The sequence below is a fragment of the Brevibacillus sp. HB1.3 genome (assembly GCF_013186635.1).
GTDB classification, from domain to species: Bacteria; Bacillota; Bacilli; order Brevibacillales; family Brevibacillaceae; genus Brevibacillus; species Brevibacillus brevis_D.
Window position 1 is genome coordinate 84,211 of sequence record NZ_JABMIT010000009.1, and the last position, 14,763, is coordinate 98,973.

General features: G+C 47.6%; 13 protein-coding genes. 1 reads left to right on the top strand and 12 read right to left on the bottom strand.

Translation table 11 applies throughout. The features are described from left to right. The first annotated feature begins 154 nt into the window (after positions 1–154). Positions 155–1,786, top strand: a complete 1,632-nt coding sequence (locus HPY31_RS20470) for a peptide ABC transporter substrate-binding protein (protein ID WP_172142234.1) — start codon at positions 155–157, stop codon at positions 1,784–1,786. A 55-nt stretch (positions 1,787–1,841) separates the two neighbouring features. On the opposite strand, the gene HPY31_RS20475 is transcribed toward HPY31_RS20470, so the two are convergent. The 12 genes from HPY31_RS20475 to HPY31_RS20530 form a co-directional block, all read right to left on the bottom strand. Then, on the bottom strand, positions 1,842–2,864 hold the full coding sequence (locus HPY31_RS20475; RefSeq protein WP_172142235.1) for a vWA domain-containing protein: 1,023 nt from the start codon (positions 2,862–2,864) through the stop codon (positions 1,842–1,844). 74 nt (positions 2,865–2,938) lie between these two features. Further along, positions 2,939–4,060: an AAA family ATPase gene (locus HPY31_RS20480; protein WP_172142236.1), complete on the bottom strand. Its 1,122-nt coding sequence runs from the start codon at positions 4,058–4,060 to the stop codon at positions 2,939–2,941. A gap of 15 nt (positions 4,061–4,075) precedes the next feature. Further along, positions 4,076–5,284: an MFS transporter gene (locus tag HPY31_RS20485; RefSeq protein WP_172142237.1), complete on the bottom strand. Its 1,209-nt coding sequence runs from the start codon at positions 5,282–5,284 to the stop codon at positions 4,076–4,078. 1 nt (position 5,285) lies between these two features. After that, positions 5,286–5,765, bottom strand: coding sequence for a DUF6530 family protein (locus tag HPY31_RS20490; protein ID WP_172142238.1), 480 nt, complete (start codon positions 5,763–5,765; stop codon positions 5,286–5,288). A 23-nt stretch (positions 5,766–5,788) separates the two neighbouring features. Then, positions 5,789–6,148: a GIY-YIG nuclease family protein gene (locus HPY31_RS20495; protein ID WP_172142239.1), complete on the bottom strand. Its 360-nt coding sequence runs from the start codon at positions 6,146–6,148 to the stop codon at positions 5,789–5,791. Between the two features lie 231 nt (positions 6,149–6,379). Continuing rightward, complete coding sequence (locus HPY31_RS20500; protein WP_172142240.1) at positions 6,380–6,844, bottom strand: GNAT family N-acetyltransferase; 465 nt, start codon at positions 6,842–6,844, stop codon at positions 6,380–6,382. A gap of 12 nt (positions 6,845–6,856) precedes the next feature. After that, positions 6,857–7,987, bottom strand: a complete 1,131-nt coding sequence (locus HPY31_RS20505; RefSeq protein ID WP_172142241.1) for a mandelate racemase/muconate lactonizing enzyme family protein — start codon at positions 7,985–7,987, stop codon at positions 6,857–6,859. Continuing rightward, on the bottom strand, positions 7,984–9,453 hold the full coding sequence (locus HPY31_RS20510) for a serine hydrolase domain-containing protein (RefSeq protein ID WP_172142338.1): 1,470 nt from the start codon (positions 9,451–9,453) through the stop codon (positions 7,984–7,986). Before HPY31_RS20510 ends, HPY31_RS20505 begins: the two co-directional genes overlap by 4 nt. Before the next feature lie 36 nt (positions 9,454–9,489). Then, complete coding sequence (locus HPY31_RS20515) at positions 9,490–11,130, bottom strand: ABC transporter substrate-binding protein (protein ID WP_172142242.1); 1,641 nt, start codon at positions 11,128–11,130, stop codon at positions 9,490–9,492. 160 nt (positions 11,131–11,290) lie between these two features. Continuing rightward, positions 11,291–12,604: a helix-turn-helix domain-containing protein gene (locus HPY31_RS20520; protein ID WP_172142243.1), complete on the bottom strand. Its 1,314-nt coding sequence runs from the start codon at positions 12,602–12,604 to the stop codon at positions 11,291–11,293. Next, complete coding sequence (locus HPY31_RS20525; protein WP_172142244.1) at positions 12,601–13,629, bottom strand: dipeptidase; 1,029 nt, start codon at positions 13,627–13,629, stop codon at positions 12,601–12,603. The genes HPY31_RS20520 and HPY31_RS20525 overlap by 4 nt, the downstream gene beginning before the upstream one ends. Before the next feature lie 17 nt (positions 13,630–13,646). Next, the gene (locus HPY31_RS20530; RefSeq protein ID WP_172142245.1) at positions 13,647–14,753 is read right to left on the bottom strand and encodes an aminopeptidase; all 1,107 of its coding nucleotides are present in this window, start codon (positions 14,751–14,753) and stop codon (positions 13,647–13,649) included. Positions 14,754–14,763 lie beyond the last annotated feature (10 nt).

The following is a 14,763-nucleotide window of genomic DNA, read 5'->3' on the forward strand; positions in this document are numbered from 1 at the left end:
AACGGACAAATTGTATGAATTTCTTCCGACATGTACCTGTGATTTTTTATAGATATTTATACAGTATGTTGAATGACTGTCTGATTGCTGTGCATTATTCTTTTGAGGAACTACAAATTTTCTCATTTTTCTAATAATTTAACAGGAGGACAGTATGAACAAGTGGCTACTAGGCATTTCTACTGCTGTTTTATTATTTAGTATCTCAGTCGGCTGTAGCTCAAAGCCCGCCGACACTATCCAATCCCCCTCAGCAGAAACGACAGCAAAGCCTACTCCCTCACAGCCAATGGTCTTGCAATGGAGCATTACCGGGGAGCCGTCTACGATGGATGCCGGCATTGCAACAGATTCGACCTCGATGGACATGATCAACCTCACCTTCGAGGGACTGACCAGCGTCGACCGTCAAGGCCAGATGATCAACGCCATCGCAGAGAACTACACGCATACTCCTGACTTCACTCATTTTACTTTTACCATTCGAAAGGACGCCAAATGGAGCAATGGCGATCCTGTAACCGCTCACGATTTTGAGTACGCCATCAAGCGTAATCTCGACCCCAAAACCGCTTCCGGCTACGCGTATCAGCTCTTCTATATCAAAGGCGGGGAGGATTTTTACTCCGGAAAAGGCAAGAGAGACGACGTCGGGGTAAAGGCAAAGGACGACTACACACTCGATTTCACCTTGCGCTCACCGACACCGTTCTTCCGCGAATTGACCTCATTCACTACCTACTACCCGCTTCATAAAAAGACCATCGAGAGTAACCCCCAGTGGGCAGCAGAAGCGAAAACGATTGTCGGCAATGGCCCGTTTGTGATGGATAAGTGGGAGCACAAGTCCAAGCTCACCTTCAGCAAAAGCCCGACTTATTGGGACAGCGCCAACGTCAAGCTTGATCAGATCCATATTGTCATCATCGAGGATAACAACACCGCCCTGTCCATGTTTGAAAATGGCGATCTGGATTGGGGTGGCTACCCTTCCTTTGGCTTGTCGCCGGATGCGGTCGGTCAGCTCAAGGAAGAGGGCAAGCTGCTCGTCGCAGATAATCCCGGTACCAAAGCCGTCATCTTCAATACAAAGAAACCCCCTTTTACCAACAAAAAAATTCGCCAGGCGTTTTCGTATTCGATCAACCGACAGCAATTGGTGGATAACATCCTACAGACTGGCGTTCTGCCCGCTTATGGCTGGGTTCCTGTTTCCATGGGGTTGAATCCGGACGGCTACTTCAAAGAGGATGTGGCGATGGCCAAGCAGCTTTTGGCAGAAGGCATGGAAGAGCTTGGGCTGACTCAATTCCCTAAAGTCACGTACTACTACGACACCGGAGAAACGGACAAGAAGCTGGCTCAAGCACTCCAGGACGAATGGAAGAAAACACTGGGGGTCGACATAGACATTCGCACCTCAGAATGGAAAGTGTTCAACGAGGATGTCCAAAATGGCAAATACGACTTTGGCATCTGGCTATGGGGCGCCGATTTTAACGACCCGATCAATTTCCTCGAAATGTTCAAGGACTTGGGTGGCAACAACGTCGTTCGCTTCGAGCACAAGGAATACCGCGATTTGCTCAATAAGAGCTACTATGAGACCGACGAGCAAAAGCGCAAGAAACTGTTGTTTTACTCTGAAAGAATTCTCATGGAAGAAATGCCGCTGGCACCGCTGCACTTCCGTGGCAATGCTTATGTGAAAAACGATAAAGTGAAGGACTTTGTGATCCTCCCTCTCGGCGGTTCCTACTTTAAATACGCGTATATTGAAAAATAATCGAGCGCGGGCGTCCTCTCTATGTGAATCAGATAGAGAGATGCCCGCGCTTCCATCATAAATACCGAGCGATCATCCGAACTAACTTCGCAGGGAACTCATGTAAATTGGTAATATCCAAAAATCGTTCATTCCCATAGATTTCGCTAATCACATCCTTGTCTTGACCGATTGCGGCTGCAAGAAAGGTAACCCCTTTTCGTTCATACTCCTGTATCGTCTGTTTCATATCTGTAACCGCATAGCTTCCTGTATAGTCATCCATTGCTTTCGGTTGTCCGTCACTTATGCTAATTAGCAGTTTTGTCTTTTGGGTGGAAGCAGCTAATCGTTCTGCCATAATTCTTAGCGCCATGCCATCGCGATTATTGCTTCTGGCATGAATCCTCATTAACCGGAAACGATCATTGGCATCCGCTTTATCAAAGTCGGCATAGGCAAAGATCGACATTTGCTCCAATCTGGAAACATCCGCAGTATCGCCGTAGATCAAAATGGGAATCTGACACAGCTGACAATATTCATATACCGCGATTACTGCTCGTTTTGCTGCTTCTAATCTCCCGTAAGCTGACATCGATGCGGATTCATCAACCCTAAGACCAACCACAAGAGAGGGGGATTCCGTTGGCGGGCGTTTCTTGGCAAAATACTTGTAATCCTTGTAAGCAACGCTGTCTGCTTGAAATCTGCTGCCATAGTAACGATTCCTCGCAAAGTCGGAAGAGAGCTCATGCTCCAGATACGGAAGTGTCTTTCTGGCGATCTCCTGCACGATCGGCATGAGTCCCTGACAAAGACGAGCATATTCCTGTTGATTTTCCTCATCGTAGTCTGGACGGTGAACAATGAGCTTTACTTTTTGATGAATCGAATCGGAAATGACCTCTCTTGCCTCTCTGTTCAGCTTTTTACGGAAATCGCGTTCCTTTTGTTTGGCTTCCTCTGACATGGATTCAGGATTTGCCTGATGATAGTTGGGAGAGCCATCTTCACCCAAACCTGCACGTTCCATATGAGTAGAATCATCATTGGAGACACGGGAAGAGCTTTCGTCCCCATCGGCAGATTTTTTCAAGGCGATTCCCTTTTCCTCTATCTGGTTGTCTTTGCTAAAACCAGTATCGTCAATATCTCCCCATGTCCTAATCTCTATGGCATCGTCAGATTTTCGTTTTTTTTTTGCTCAATCTCTGCTTCTTCCAAGCTGGCAAGCAAACCATGATTTTTCAAGGCTTCTTCCAGAAGTTTTATTTCTTCCGAATCGGTTGTGATCTTGTAGATGACCTTATGATAAAGAGATTCTTTTGCAGAGGCTCCTCCGGCAATCGCATCCGCCCAGTAGAAAAAGGAACGCATTCCGGCCACGCCCTTGATCGCATTGGCCCGCGCTGTTTTGTCTAAAACGACAATCATGTCTGCTAAAATACCCAACATCTTTCCATCCTGAAAACCAGTTTTGGCTATTACACGTTCGATCATGATTTCTTTGGTCGGCAGGTCCATCTTTTCCGTATGCTGAACCCTGTCGCGCAGCGCTTCGTTTAACGGTCTGGTTCCCGCATAACTGCGGTTTGTTGTAATAACCGCGATGAAGTCCGGGTGCCTGCGTATGATCTCGGTGGGAAGATTGATGCTCCCATCCAGCTCCAAGGCAGAGTTTAATGCCATTAACACCGCCGCATCACGAATAACGTTTGGTTCTTGGATTTCCAGAAGATAACCGTTTTGATAGGCTCTGACGATCTCCGAAGGGTAAAATCGGTACTCAATCGCTTCGCCATCGTTGTTTTCCGCTGCTGCACGCTTCAGTAATTGCTTCATTTTTAAGGCTGCCTGTTCCTGTGTAATCCCCAGTGCTTCCATCAAAACTTCAGATACACTTTGAAACCCATCGCTTTCATATAAGGCTTTCCATACCGTCTGCTCGGCAAGCTCCATTTTCTCTAAACGTTCAGAAGAAATGACCGGCAAAATAGCGCCAATAATATCCGATTTATCCATATCAGCAAAACAAGTCACTTTTGTATACGGCAGCCCGAAATTAGCGGATAATGCTTTGGCTAGTTGTGTTTTCCCCGAACCAGCGTCACCTTCTAACAATAGATTAGCGATTTTCATTTCCCCGCGATGCCAGTTGCGTTTGACTTCTTTACTAATGCGCAGTTCTTCTTCACTAACCTTATGCGTGGATGGCCTTTTCCAAACGAGCCTTTTTTCTGCATCCGTCAGCTGTCTTTCGGGTGACAAATGATAGTTTTCATTTTCTGTCATCACATTTTACTCCCTTCATAGCGCTGGGCCACTCTGATCTTTGCCCTTTTTCTCAACAAGTAGAGGAAGCAGCAAAGCCGCACCGATCATAATCAAAACCCCGCTCACCACATATACCGCAACGAGGGATAACGTCTCCTTTAAATAGCCGGATATAAACATGCCAATCACCATCATCCCCATAAAAACAGGCGTGATCGTACCAGATACCCGGCCGATAAATGCCCCTTCTGTGTTCCGTACGAGCAGCGTCTGGATTCCGCTTTGAATACAAGGGAAAAAGAAACCGCTGATCACTAGTAGAATAATCATCAACCAAATCGTTGTGGTAGCCCCCATTGCCATCGTGCAAACGGCAGAGACAAGCAAGCCTACCATGAGCAACATCTGTGGCCTTACCTTTTTGGCTATCCCGATGATGAGAGCCCCTCCTGCCAACATAGCTGCCCCATTGGCCATAACCAACCACTGCAAAAATTGTTTGTCCTGTCCCAAATTCTCGATGACAAGGAAGATTTGAAGCGGCTGTGTCAGACCTGACGCCAATCCGACAGCGAAGAAAGTCAAACAGAGAGTTCGTAAGGATTGATTGGACCCGATATAGCGGAGCCCGCCCTTCAATTCCTTGATGAAACCGCCAGCATCGTCAGACTTCGGTTCCTCCGCGTCACGGGGAAGCGTCGCTAAGATAAGGGAAGACCCTAGGAACAGAACGGCCGTCAAAATCAGAGAGACTGTGATTCCAAACTGGATGAAAATAAACGTGCCGATGACCGGACCTAAAACCGTAAAGACAGCGACAAGCGTTTGGGACATAGCCATCGCGCCCTGCAGTTGTTCAGCTGGCACATGACGTTTGTACAGTTTCATGGCCGAGGGCTGAGAAAACTGAGACAGGCTGGCGGAAATAAAGGTTCCGATGAGCAGTGCCATCCATCCCCCATTCATGAGGGCAAGCAGCACAGCCCCGACGGACAAAGCAGACAGCAGATCGCTCCAAACCATCGTCCGCTTCGGTCGCCATCGGTCAGCAAAGGTTCCGCCAATCAGGCCGAATAGAAAAATGGGGGCGAATTCCGCAACCGAAATCAGTGATACATAAACCGAATTATTATTCGTCAATTCGCTAACGAAAAGAAGGACGGCATAATTCCGGACCCAAATCCCCAAATGTAGCAGCACGCGGGAGAGGATAATCGTTCGAACATACACATTGGAAAACATTTCAATACCCCATATCCTTTAATAGTTTTGATAATGTGCGCAGACGTTCGCTAATCATCTCATCGTCGTTGCTCAACGCTTGGCTGAACAGCTTAATGTCTTCATGAAGACGCTCATTGTCCGTACATATCGCTACGTTCATTGCGTCCCCTTGCAGGGCAACTCGGTCAAAGACGGGCTCCTGTGGGTCATAGTAATGCTCGTATCTGTATGCGTCGCGAAAATGGGCCAAAGACCGACAAATCAGTATGGACATATCAAGAGCGCGATGGAGAGGCATTTCCTCCGATTGTTTCGACCATTCTTCTCCCGTGTATCTCCATACTTTGGCAGATAGATCGACCTTTCTTCTGGAGCTGCCCTCTGCCACTCCCAGAGAAAGTGCTTTCGCATCTGTGTTCCTGGCGAATCGGCCATCAACACGCTCATAGTTATCCGAAACGACAACAGGCTTATGGTTCAAGTTCGTCGGTATTTTCATTTTCGTTCCCTCTTTTCGTTTGATTATTGTTCTTTCTTTTTTTCCTGGTGGTATCCGCGCTCTCCGTATGGCTGGAGCTGGTCGAGCCATTTTTGTTCCAGTTTCTTCAGGTCATCCTTTTCATCAAAGTATCCGTCTTCCTTCTTTTTCAAAACCTCCAACACTTCAAAGACGAATGCCTCTTCTCCGTACTCATTCCATTCCTGTTGAAGCTGCTTGTTTATATGCGAACCCATTTTGAGAGTGAACAGCTTTCCGTTCATCGTCTTGAGGTTGCGAGTGGCGCTGATCCAGACTTTTTGATTTTGCGTGTTTTTGATCTGATACACCCCTGCTTGCGTTTCCGATTCTTTATACAGTTGTTTCAGTTCTTCTCGATCCATCGTTTCTCCCTCACCTTTTCTTAAACGGATTTAAATAGACAAAAATAGTTTTTGTTTATTATTTAATAAACATAATGATCTATCGTCTTGTTGTTGTCAAGTGCACAAAAAAAAACACCGGAACATGTCCGGTGCCTAATTTGGGTCGGGTTACAACGAGTACAAAGCCAATGAATCTCCAATAAACAATAGTGAAAAATGTCTACGCAAATGCTTGTAGAGACTCCCCTTCTATAACGTTTTCACCATATAATAGCGATCGTTTCCATTACCATATTCCGCAATCCGTGTCTCAATAACCGCAAAGCCTGCTTTTTGATAGAGTCCGACTGCTCCAGTATTATCAGGGCTTACCGTTAGACAAATCTGACGGAATCCATCCTCACGCAGCTGCTCCAGCAATTGGTTCAAGAAAGAAAACCCATACCCCATCCCTTTACGATCTGCCCGGATGTAATACCCATACATGTAGCACTTGTCCGGCTGACGAAAATCCCTCAAGAGCTGGCATACCCCGACGGGATATTCCTCCTCTGCTTCCATGAAAAGTGCAACACAGCCATGTCTAGCGAGTGGTACGAGCACCCATTCATCAATCGCTCCATGTGGGCCAAAAGCCTCCTGCTCCATTGCCTTGATCATCTGAAGCTGATTCTCTGTCAATGCCTCGATGATTTCTATGCGCGTATTTTGCATTCAGTCCTCTCCCTATACGGGTTGCCGATTCGCTCCGATGACCTGCTCTGACTTAACCGTTATGTCAGCAAGCACCGCTTCGTCTAGCTCTACGCCTAAGCCTGGCTGATCTGTCACGACAATCTGACTTCCGTGAATCATGAGCTCGGCCACATCCCGCGAAATGATCGTAGGTCCTGCCAGCTCGTTGGAAATGATGTTTTTCTTCGCCAGTGACAAATGTGCACCAGCAGCACTGCCAATCGAGGACTCCAGCATCGAACCGATCTGACACTCCATCCCTGCCATTTCCGCCTGATTCACCAATTTGAGAGCAGGATAAATCCCTCCACTTTTCATGAGTTTGATGTTTACTTTATCTGCAGCTTTCTTCGCGATGACTTCCCGCATTTCCTTTGTCCCATGCAGTCCCTCGTCTACCATAATGGGAGTAGTCGTTTGCTTGCGAATATCAGCCAGAGCCTCAAGATCATCTGCCAAGACAGGCTGCTCCATCCAATCAATATGACAATCCTCGATCTGTTTCATAACAAGCAAGGAGTTCGCACGGTTCTCCCAACCTTGGTTGGCGTCCACCCGCAACCCTACGTCAGGACCAACTGCCAGCCGAACAGCCCGGATTCGCTGGATATCTGTCTGAAGATCAGCTCCCACTTTTATTTTGATCGAGTCATACCCGGCTGCCACTGCTTGCCTGGCTTCAGCTGCCATGACCTCTGGCTCTAAAATGCTTAACACATACGGGAAGGAAAGAGTCGTGTGATATTTCCCGCCCAGGAAATGGTAAACGGGTTGACCAGCCGCCTTGCCCATTAGATCATAGCAAGCGATATCGATGGCGGCTTTTGCTGCTGGTACTCCCCATACAGCCTGGTTCATCTTCTCGTGGATTCTCTCGATATCAAACGGATTCTCACCGATCACAACAGGCGCCAAGTTATGAACGAGCATTGTATAGGTAGACTCCCATGTCTCTCCGGTGACATTTTGATCCGGTACCGCTTCTCCTAGTCCGACCAGGCCATTGTCTGTCTCCACTTTTACAATAATGGACGGCATATCCTCATAGGAGGCGTACGCGATGATAAATGGACGTTTTAGCGGCAACCTTATGGCATGAACACATACTGACGTTATTTTCATACTCGACTCCCCTCCGTAGCAGCTACTCGTGGAATGATTCGATAATAAAGAGACATGGCTTTTACAACGCCATCTTCGCCTTTTACAAAGCCAACTGTCAGCTCGCTGCCCTCTCTATCGGTGATAAATTGATGCTCCCCAATTGGTCGCAATAGACAGTTCAGTTGTTTTCCTCCACCAAACACATCCGACGTTTTATCTATCATCATCAAGGCATCCTCTACCACATATACGATGATATCCACGCCTTCCCCACTAACGTATCGACCGACATACTCTCCTAATTGGGCAGTAGGGACGCTGTATGTCTCGAATTGGTACTGCGGCGTATTCAATGGACGCCCTTCTACAGCATGGAGTGCTGTCAGTGTGGCTTTTTCGACTGGACTTCCGATCAAATTGGCTAGAGCCATGGATGTAATGCCCCGCTCTGGAACAATCGCTAAATGGGCAGCGACACCTTTGATCGCTCCACCGTGCTTGATCAAGGTACCCCCATAGTAGTCGGGTTGAATGGATAAGCCATATCCGTAATACCTTCCGTAGCTGATCTGGACATGCGGATAGATCATTTGTTTGACGCTCTCCTCAGATAAAATCCGTTCCTTACCCACGCATCCGCCCGTACGGAATATTTCAGCGTAGTTCAACATGTCATGCACGGTTGAATTCAAATGCCCCGATGCCGCTACGAGTAGCCCATCCTCCCAATTGGGATCAGGGTAAATCTCGGACACGCCATTGTTCTCTTTGAAATGATAGATGGTAGTTACATCCGGCAGGTGTGGCAGATCGCTCAGAAGAAAGGTGCTGCTCTTCATGGCTGCTGGTTCCAAAATATGCTCTTTGACATACTCGTCATACGACTTCCCACTCACTCTGGCTATGACCGCTCCCAAGAGAGAGTAGCAATCATTCGAATAGCTGAACAATTCCCCTGGAGAGCCCACCAGCTCATATTCCGCCAGGGCAAGAGCTTCCATTAGCTCTTCGAATGTGTAGATCGGTTTCTGGTACTCCTTTTTCAAGTACCGGTGAATCGGGTTATCCTCGTCAGGCATGTCATCGAGCATGGAGTTGCGAATTGCCAGATTATCAATAGGCAGAGGCGGTATGCCCGTCGTGTGCGTCATAAAATGGTGGATCGTCATCTGCTCCGTTTTTTGACGATCCGGGGTACGAAATTCGGGTAGGTATTTGATCACCGGATCATGAACAGAGAGCTTCTTCGCTTCCTGTAGCTGCATGATCGCCATGCATGTAAAGGACTTCGTAACGGATGCCAATCCCATCACGGTATCAGGCGTGATTTCGAGTTCCTTTTCACGATCACGATAGCCAAAGCTTTTTCGAAACAGGCTCTGTCCATTCAAATTCACACCCATGACGAAGCCCGGAACTCTGCCTTCCTTCATTTCTTTTTCAACCAGTTCTTCCCATTCTACTAACCAGCCTTGCTGTCTCATTTTTTCCACCTCTTTCGAATGTTGTCATACCATGCCCTACTCGTTCACCCACATGTCCTGAATAATTAAGGAGGCTAATGGATTTGGTTTGACGCCTTGAATCCGGTTACTGACGACCACGAATGTTTTTGCGGAATAGAGCGGAATCCAATAGGCCTGTTCCACGATTCTTTTTTGAATGTCTGCAAAAACCTGCTCTCGCAGTACTTGATCTGTTTTCGTTCGTCCTTTATCTAGCAGGCTATCGAGCTGTTGATCATTGAGACGAAAGAAATTCAAGCCCCCGATCTGACTCGAATGCAGTAACAAGTGCAAAATATCTGGATCGACACTGCCATGACTCGTTGAGAACAAATCGAACTCGCCCTTCAGTGCCTGTTCAAGAGCTGTCGCTGATTCATACTTTTGGATATACACTTCGACACCAATCTCTTTGAACATGCTTTGCACCAGCTGATGTCCGGGATTTGAATCTTCGATGAGCATCGTCAGGCTGAGTGTTTTCCCATCCTTTTCCCTTATTCCTTGCGCGTTTGGCTTCCATCCTGCTTCATCCAGCATTTGTCTGGCTTGCTCAGCATTGTACTTGTAGCCGTACTGCTCTACTGCCGCATCGTATCCGATCATTGTTGGTGGGATCGGTCCGTAGACAGGCACCCCCTCTCCTTGCAGATCTGCCATGATCAATGCGTCTTTGTTGATCGCCAAGTTCAGTGCTTTTCTCACGCGGACATCCTGCAAGATTTCATTTTCCAGATTCATCCCAATGAAGAACTCTGCAGGCTGCATCCCTTCCAATACCGTAAAATCTTTGTGATCCTTGTATTTCTTCGCGTCTTTCGGGGGTACAGTGGCAATATCAATCGTCCCACTGTCGAGAGCAGCCATCATGGTTTGGTTGTCTTGAATAAATTTCAGAACGAACTTGTCAGGTCTTACAGGTCCTTGATTCAGAGCAAAAGGAGCTGCCCATTTATACTCGTCGTTTCGTACCAGTGTGATTGATTCGCCTGTTTTCCAGCTCTCGAATTTCCACGGACCTACCCCCACAGGATTGCGTCCCAGCTCATTTCCGTATTTGTTTCGTGCCTCTATGGAAATAGGTTGCTGGTAGCCGCTATATGTTAAGTTAGAAAGTAACGAAGGGGAGGGCTCATCCAAATGAAAGATCAATGTGGAATCATCAGGAGCTGAAATGGATTTGATCGAAGATACGTCCGGTCCCGTAACCGGTGAGGCTGTTTTCGGATCGAGTGCACGTTCATAGCTTTGCTTAAAAACTTCCGCAGTGAGCGGTGTTCCATCATGGAACTTCACGCCAGAACGTATTTTGAACGTCATGGTCTTGCCGTCTTCCGAGATCGTGTACGATTCAGCCAGATGCGGCTTCAACTCAAACGTAAAGGGATCGAGGATCAGCAGAGCTCCTCCCAACAAGCCCCCAACAAAATTTCCCGCTGGCAACGACGTCTTTTGCGGGTCCAGCGTATCTGGCTCCATCTGGTAGCCCATAGTGATCGTCCCCCCCTTTTTGGGCTGGGAGTTTTTTGCTGGTTGATTTGCTTGCTTCCCGTCTGTAGGCGCAGTGGGAGCAGAGCTACAGCCAACGATGGAAAAGACGAGTACACATATGAGTAAAACGCTGCGAATTTGGCTCTTTAACCGCTCTGATAGCATGTCGCGACCTCCATTTTTCGAGTCTTTTCCATTTGAAACCTATTTACGTCGGTATATAGTCGCTAATTAGGTCGGATTGCTTCTTAGATGAGGGATGTGGGGGTCCCGGATTCCCTTCGCAAACGGAAAACCGGGACGGGTTGATGTTACATGAGGAGAATCATGGATGATTAAGGCGATACACAGCCCGCGGGCGTCCTTGCTGATACGGCTGTTCTTCTCCGACGATCTCTACGACCTGATGCTCGATCAGCTTTTTCAAGGTTCTTTCCGAGCTACGGCGACTGATCTGGAGGTACTCGGCTAAATCGGAAGCGGTGAAGCGGTTATCGCGGCGAAGCTTGACATACTGCATAATTTTCGTGATGGTAGCGACACTTGCGCCAGTCTTCTCCGCTATCTCCAGCACCTCCTTGTTCTCGCTTTTTAATTGGAAGGTCTTCGATTCAGTGTTCAACGGCCCAATCACTTCTTTTTCATCTGTTACCAAGTACGCACTGCTTTCCTTTGTTTTCTGAGCATGATAAATCGCAATTCGTGCGTTGGCTTCGGCCTCTTTCGCAGTTAGGCCAAAACCAAATCCGATGGCAACCGTCACTTTGGCAAGCAGATCGACATTGCCCACTACTTGCATGATCTTCCCATATTCAATCATTTGCTCGATACTGCCTCTCGTGCCATAAATGATAAATTGATCCATTCCCAACTTTTGAATGGAAGCATCCGTCTCTTTGACCAGCTCCAGCAGCTCTTGCAGCAAAATAATCGTCGCATCCTGCCACTGTGTTTCTACTGGCGGACCATCATTTTGCTGGATCGCTGCAATTCCTACAGCAATCTGTGAATTTTTGCTAATTTTCAATTGACCATAAGCAATCGCTTGATTGACGGCATCGCGAATATTTTTATCGGGACCAACCAGCGATGCCGAAGGGATGTTCATCTCACGCAATTGGCGGTATACGTAATCAACGCCAGTCAAAGCAAAATGGCTCTGTTTCTGTTCCCAAAGCTCCTTGTGGAACAAAATAATCTCCTCTACGTCAAATCTCGTCCCGCCTTCTTCAATAATCTCACTGTAGTCTTTTACATACCAAGGCTTAGAAATAATGCCTAGTTCATCAGCGACCTTCTCAATATACTCCGCTTTTGGCAAATCTATCGAGATGCGGTCCAGTCCTCCTGGTACGTTCAGCAAGGTATGAAACAAAGAGAGGGAAATGGTATATTCATCGATCGGGATGTACACGGCAGGCAGCTTCTTTTGCTCTACCTTTTCCTTGGCAAAAAAATAAGGAAGTGGGCCAGCAAAAAGCAGCACGTCGCAGTCATGGATTTGATCAAGCAACGCAGCGCTCTCTTTGGGGTTCTGGTATGTATACGAGGTCAGTTGAATGTAATCAATGGATTGGGTATGCTTCAAGATCCTTGGCAAAAATTCTTCCGAAGAGATTACCGCTATCGTAATGGTCAATGCTCCACTTCCTCATCTCTCTTTGATTTCCAGACGTCCTTAAACACGCGGATGAAGTTTTTGCCCAAAATACGCTCAATCGCTTCATCCTTGTACCCTCTTTTGGCAAGGGCACGTACAAGCTCTGGAACCTTGGTATGTCCTTTTACGACATCAAAATCTTTGCGTCCTGCTTGGATAAACACATTGGGAGAATCGTATTTCATAAATGGCTCGATGATGTCCAGACCAAGTCCTACGTGTTCAACACCAACCAGCTTCACGATGTGATCGACGTGGTTGATCATGTGCTCGATATCAGCCTGGTCGTCTTTGTCCGCTACGAACAGATTGACGCCATTGATGCCGATTACGCCGTTGGTGAATGCGATCGCTCTGATTTGCTCATCTGTCAGATTGCGCATGGAGCTGGCTAATGTCCGACAGTTGGAATGAGAAGCGATGATAGGTTTACGCGCTACCTCGATCAGATCCCAGAAGCCTTCGTCATTCAGATGACTGACATCAATGATGATGCCCATTTCTTCAGCCTCTTCAACGACGCGGATGCCGAACTCCGTGAGCCCTCCCTTGCGCCCTTCCCGTACCGGACTAAAATAACTGCCATCTCCAACGAAGTTTCTCCTGCTCCACACGAGACCCAAAAGGCGTACGCCCAGCTCGTAAAAAACACGGAGCATACTCAGATCATTATATAACGGTTCCGCGCCTTCCAGAGAGAGCACAAAACCAATTTTCCCCTGTCGCTTCGCGGTCTCGATATCGCTCACACTTTTGCAAACCATGATTTTATCAGGCGATTCATCTGCCTCTGCGTGCAACGCACTGATTTGTTGCAGTGCTTTTCTCAAGCCCATCTCCGGCAGGAATTTGTTATCGATATAAATCGCTGCGACAACCGTATGCACCCCGCCCGCGACGAAATCAGGCAAATAATCCGTTTCAATCACTTTTCGTCTGCCATGCTCGCGCTGAATGGCAACATCCAGCAAAAGGTCAAAATGCCCGTCGATTCCATGTGTCATGCATCATGCTCCCCCTGTTATTTCAGGTTTTCCGGGTTAAGTGGTTCAAGCTCCGGTAAAAGAAAGCGTCCGTCTCTGCGAATCAAGTGGTCATCGAACCAAATCTCACCGCCGCCGTACTCCGGGCGTTGAATCATGACCATGTCCCAATGAATGTTTGACTTGTTGCCATTGGATGCCTCGTCATAGCATCGTCCCGGGGTAAAGTGGAAGCTGCCGTCGATTTTTTCATCGAATAAAATGTCCTGCATAGGCTCCCGGATGAACGGGTTGACCCCCAAAGCAAACTCCCCAATGTACCGGGCACCTTCATCCGTATCCAAAATGTTGTTCAAGCGCTCTGTGTCATTGGCAGTGGCATGAACGATCTTCCCGTCGACAAACTCCAACCGTACCTTTTCAAAGGTAAAGCCTTGATAAGGCGAAGGAGTGTTAAACGATAGGACACCGTTCACCGAATCGCGAACAGGGGCTGTAAATACTTCACCGTCTGGTATGTTATATTGCCCCGGACACGGGATCGCTGGAATGCCTTTGATGGAGAAGGTCAGCTCTGTGCCAGGTCCCGTGATTTTCACGCGGTCAGTTCGCTCCATCAGTTCCTTGAGCGGCTGCATGGCTTTTGCCATTTTGGCATAATCCATTGTGCAGACATCAAAGTAAAACTGTTCGAACGCTTCTGTACTTTTATTCGCCAGCTGCGCCATGGAAGGCGTCGGATACCGGAGATAGACCCATTTCTTTTTGAGACGCACAATACTTACTTCTTTGAAAAAGGACGTAGCCAGCTTCATCTGCTCATCCGGGACATCAGACATTTCGTTGATGTTCAGCCCACCCTCGATGATGATACACGCTTGCATTTTTTCCATTCGTTCTTTGTCCATCTCTGCCTCTAGACGCAATTGCTCCTCTGTTCCCGCTAGCAATAACTGACGGCTAATCGAGGATTCACGCAGGTTCACAAAGGAATGTCCGCCTGCTCGCGAAACTGCTTTGACAAGCTCCTTTATCAGAGCAGCGTCAACCTCCATCGCATCGATCAGCACGTTATCTCCCGGCTGCACAATTGTAGAGTAATTTACCAACACATCCGCCAGCTTCGTAAGACGTGGGTCCAACATCTATCTATCA

What these genes read in the sequence shown, in the direction of transcription:
- HPY31_RS20485 (WP_172142237.1), bottom strand. Translation starts at nt 5,284, where the DNA reads ATGTTTTCCAATGTGTATGTTCGAACGATTATCCTCTCCCGCGTGCTG.
- HPY31_RS20530 (WP_172142245.1), bottom strand. Translation starts at nt 14,753, where the DNA reads ATGTTGGACCCACGTCTTACGAAGCTGGCGGATGTGTTGGTAAATTAC.
- HPY31_RS20515 (WP_172142242.1), bottom strand. Translation starts at nt 11,130, where the DNA reads ATGCTATCAGAGCGGTTAAAGAGCCAAATTCGCAGCGTTTTACTCATA.
- HPY31_RS20510 (WP_172142338.1), bottom strand. Translation starts at nt 9,453, where the DNA reads ATGAGACAGCAAGGCTGGTTAGTAGAATGGGAAGAACTGGTTGAAAAA.
- HPY31_RS20500 (WP_172142240.1), bottom strand. Translation starts at nt 6,844, where the DNA reads ATGCAAAATACGCGCATAGAAATCATCGAGGCATTGACAGAGAATCAG.
- HPY31_RS20470 (WP_172142234.1), top strand. Translation starts at nt 155, where the DNA reads ATGAACAAGTGGCTACTAGGCATTTCTACTGCTGTTTTATTATTTAGT.
- HPY31_RS20495 (WP_172142239.1), bottom strand. Translation starts at nt 6,148, where the DNA reads ATGGATCGAGAAGAACTGAAACAACTGTATAAAGAATCGGAAACGCAA.
- HPY31_RS20480 (WP_172142236.1), bottom strand. Translation starts at nt 4,060, where the DNA reads ATGACAGAAAATGAAAACTATCATTTGTCACCCGAAAGACAGCTGACG.
- HPY31_RS20525 (WP_172142244.1), bottom strand. Translation starts at nt 13,629, where the DNA reads ATGACACATGGAATCGACGGGCATTTTGACCTTTTGCTGGATGTTGCC.
- HPY31_RS20505 (WP_172142241.1), bottom strand. Translation starts at nt 7,987, where the DNA reads ATGAAAATAACGTCAGTATGTGTTCATGCCATAAGGTTGCCGCTAAAA.
- HPY31_RS20490 (WP_172142238.1), bottom strand. Translation starts at nt 5,765, where the DNA reads ATGAAAATACCGACGAACTTGAACCATAAGCCTGTTGTCGTTTCGGAT.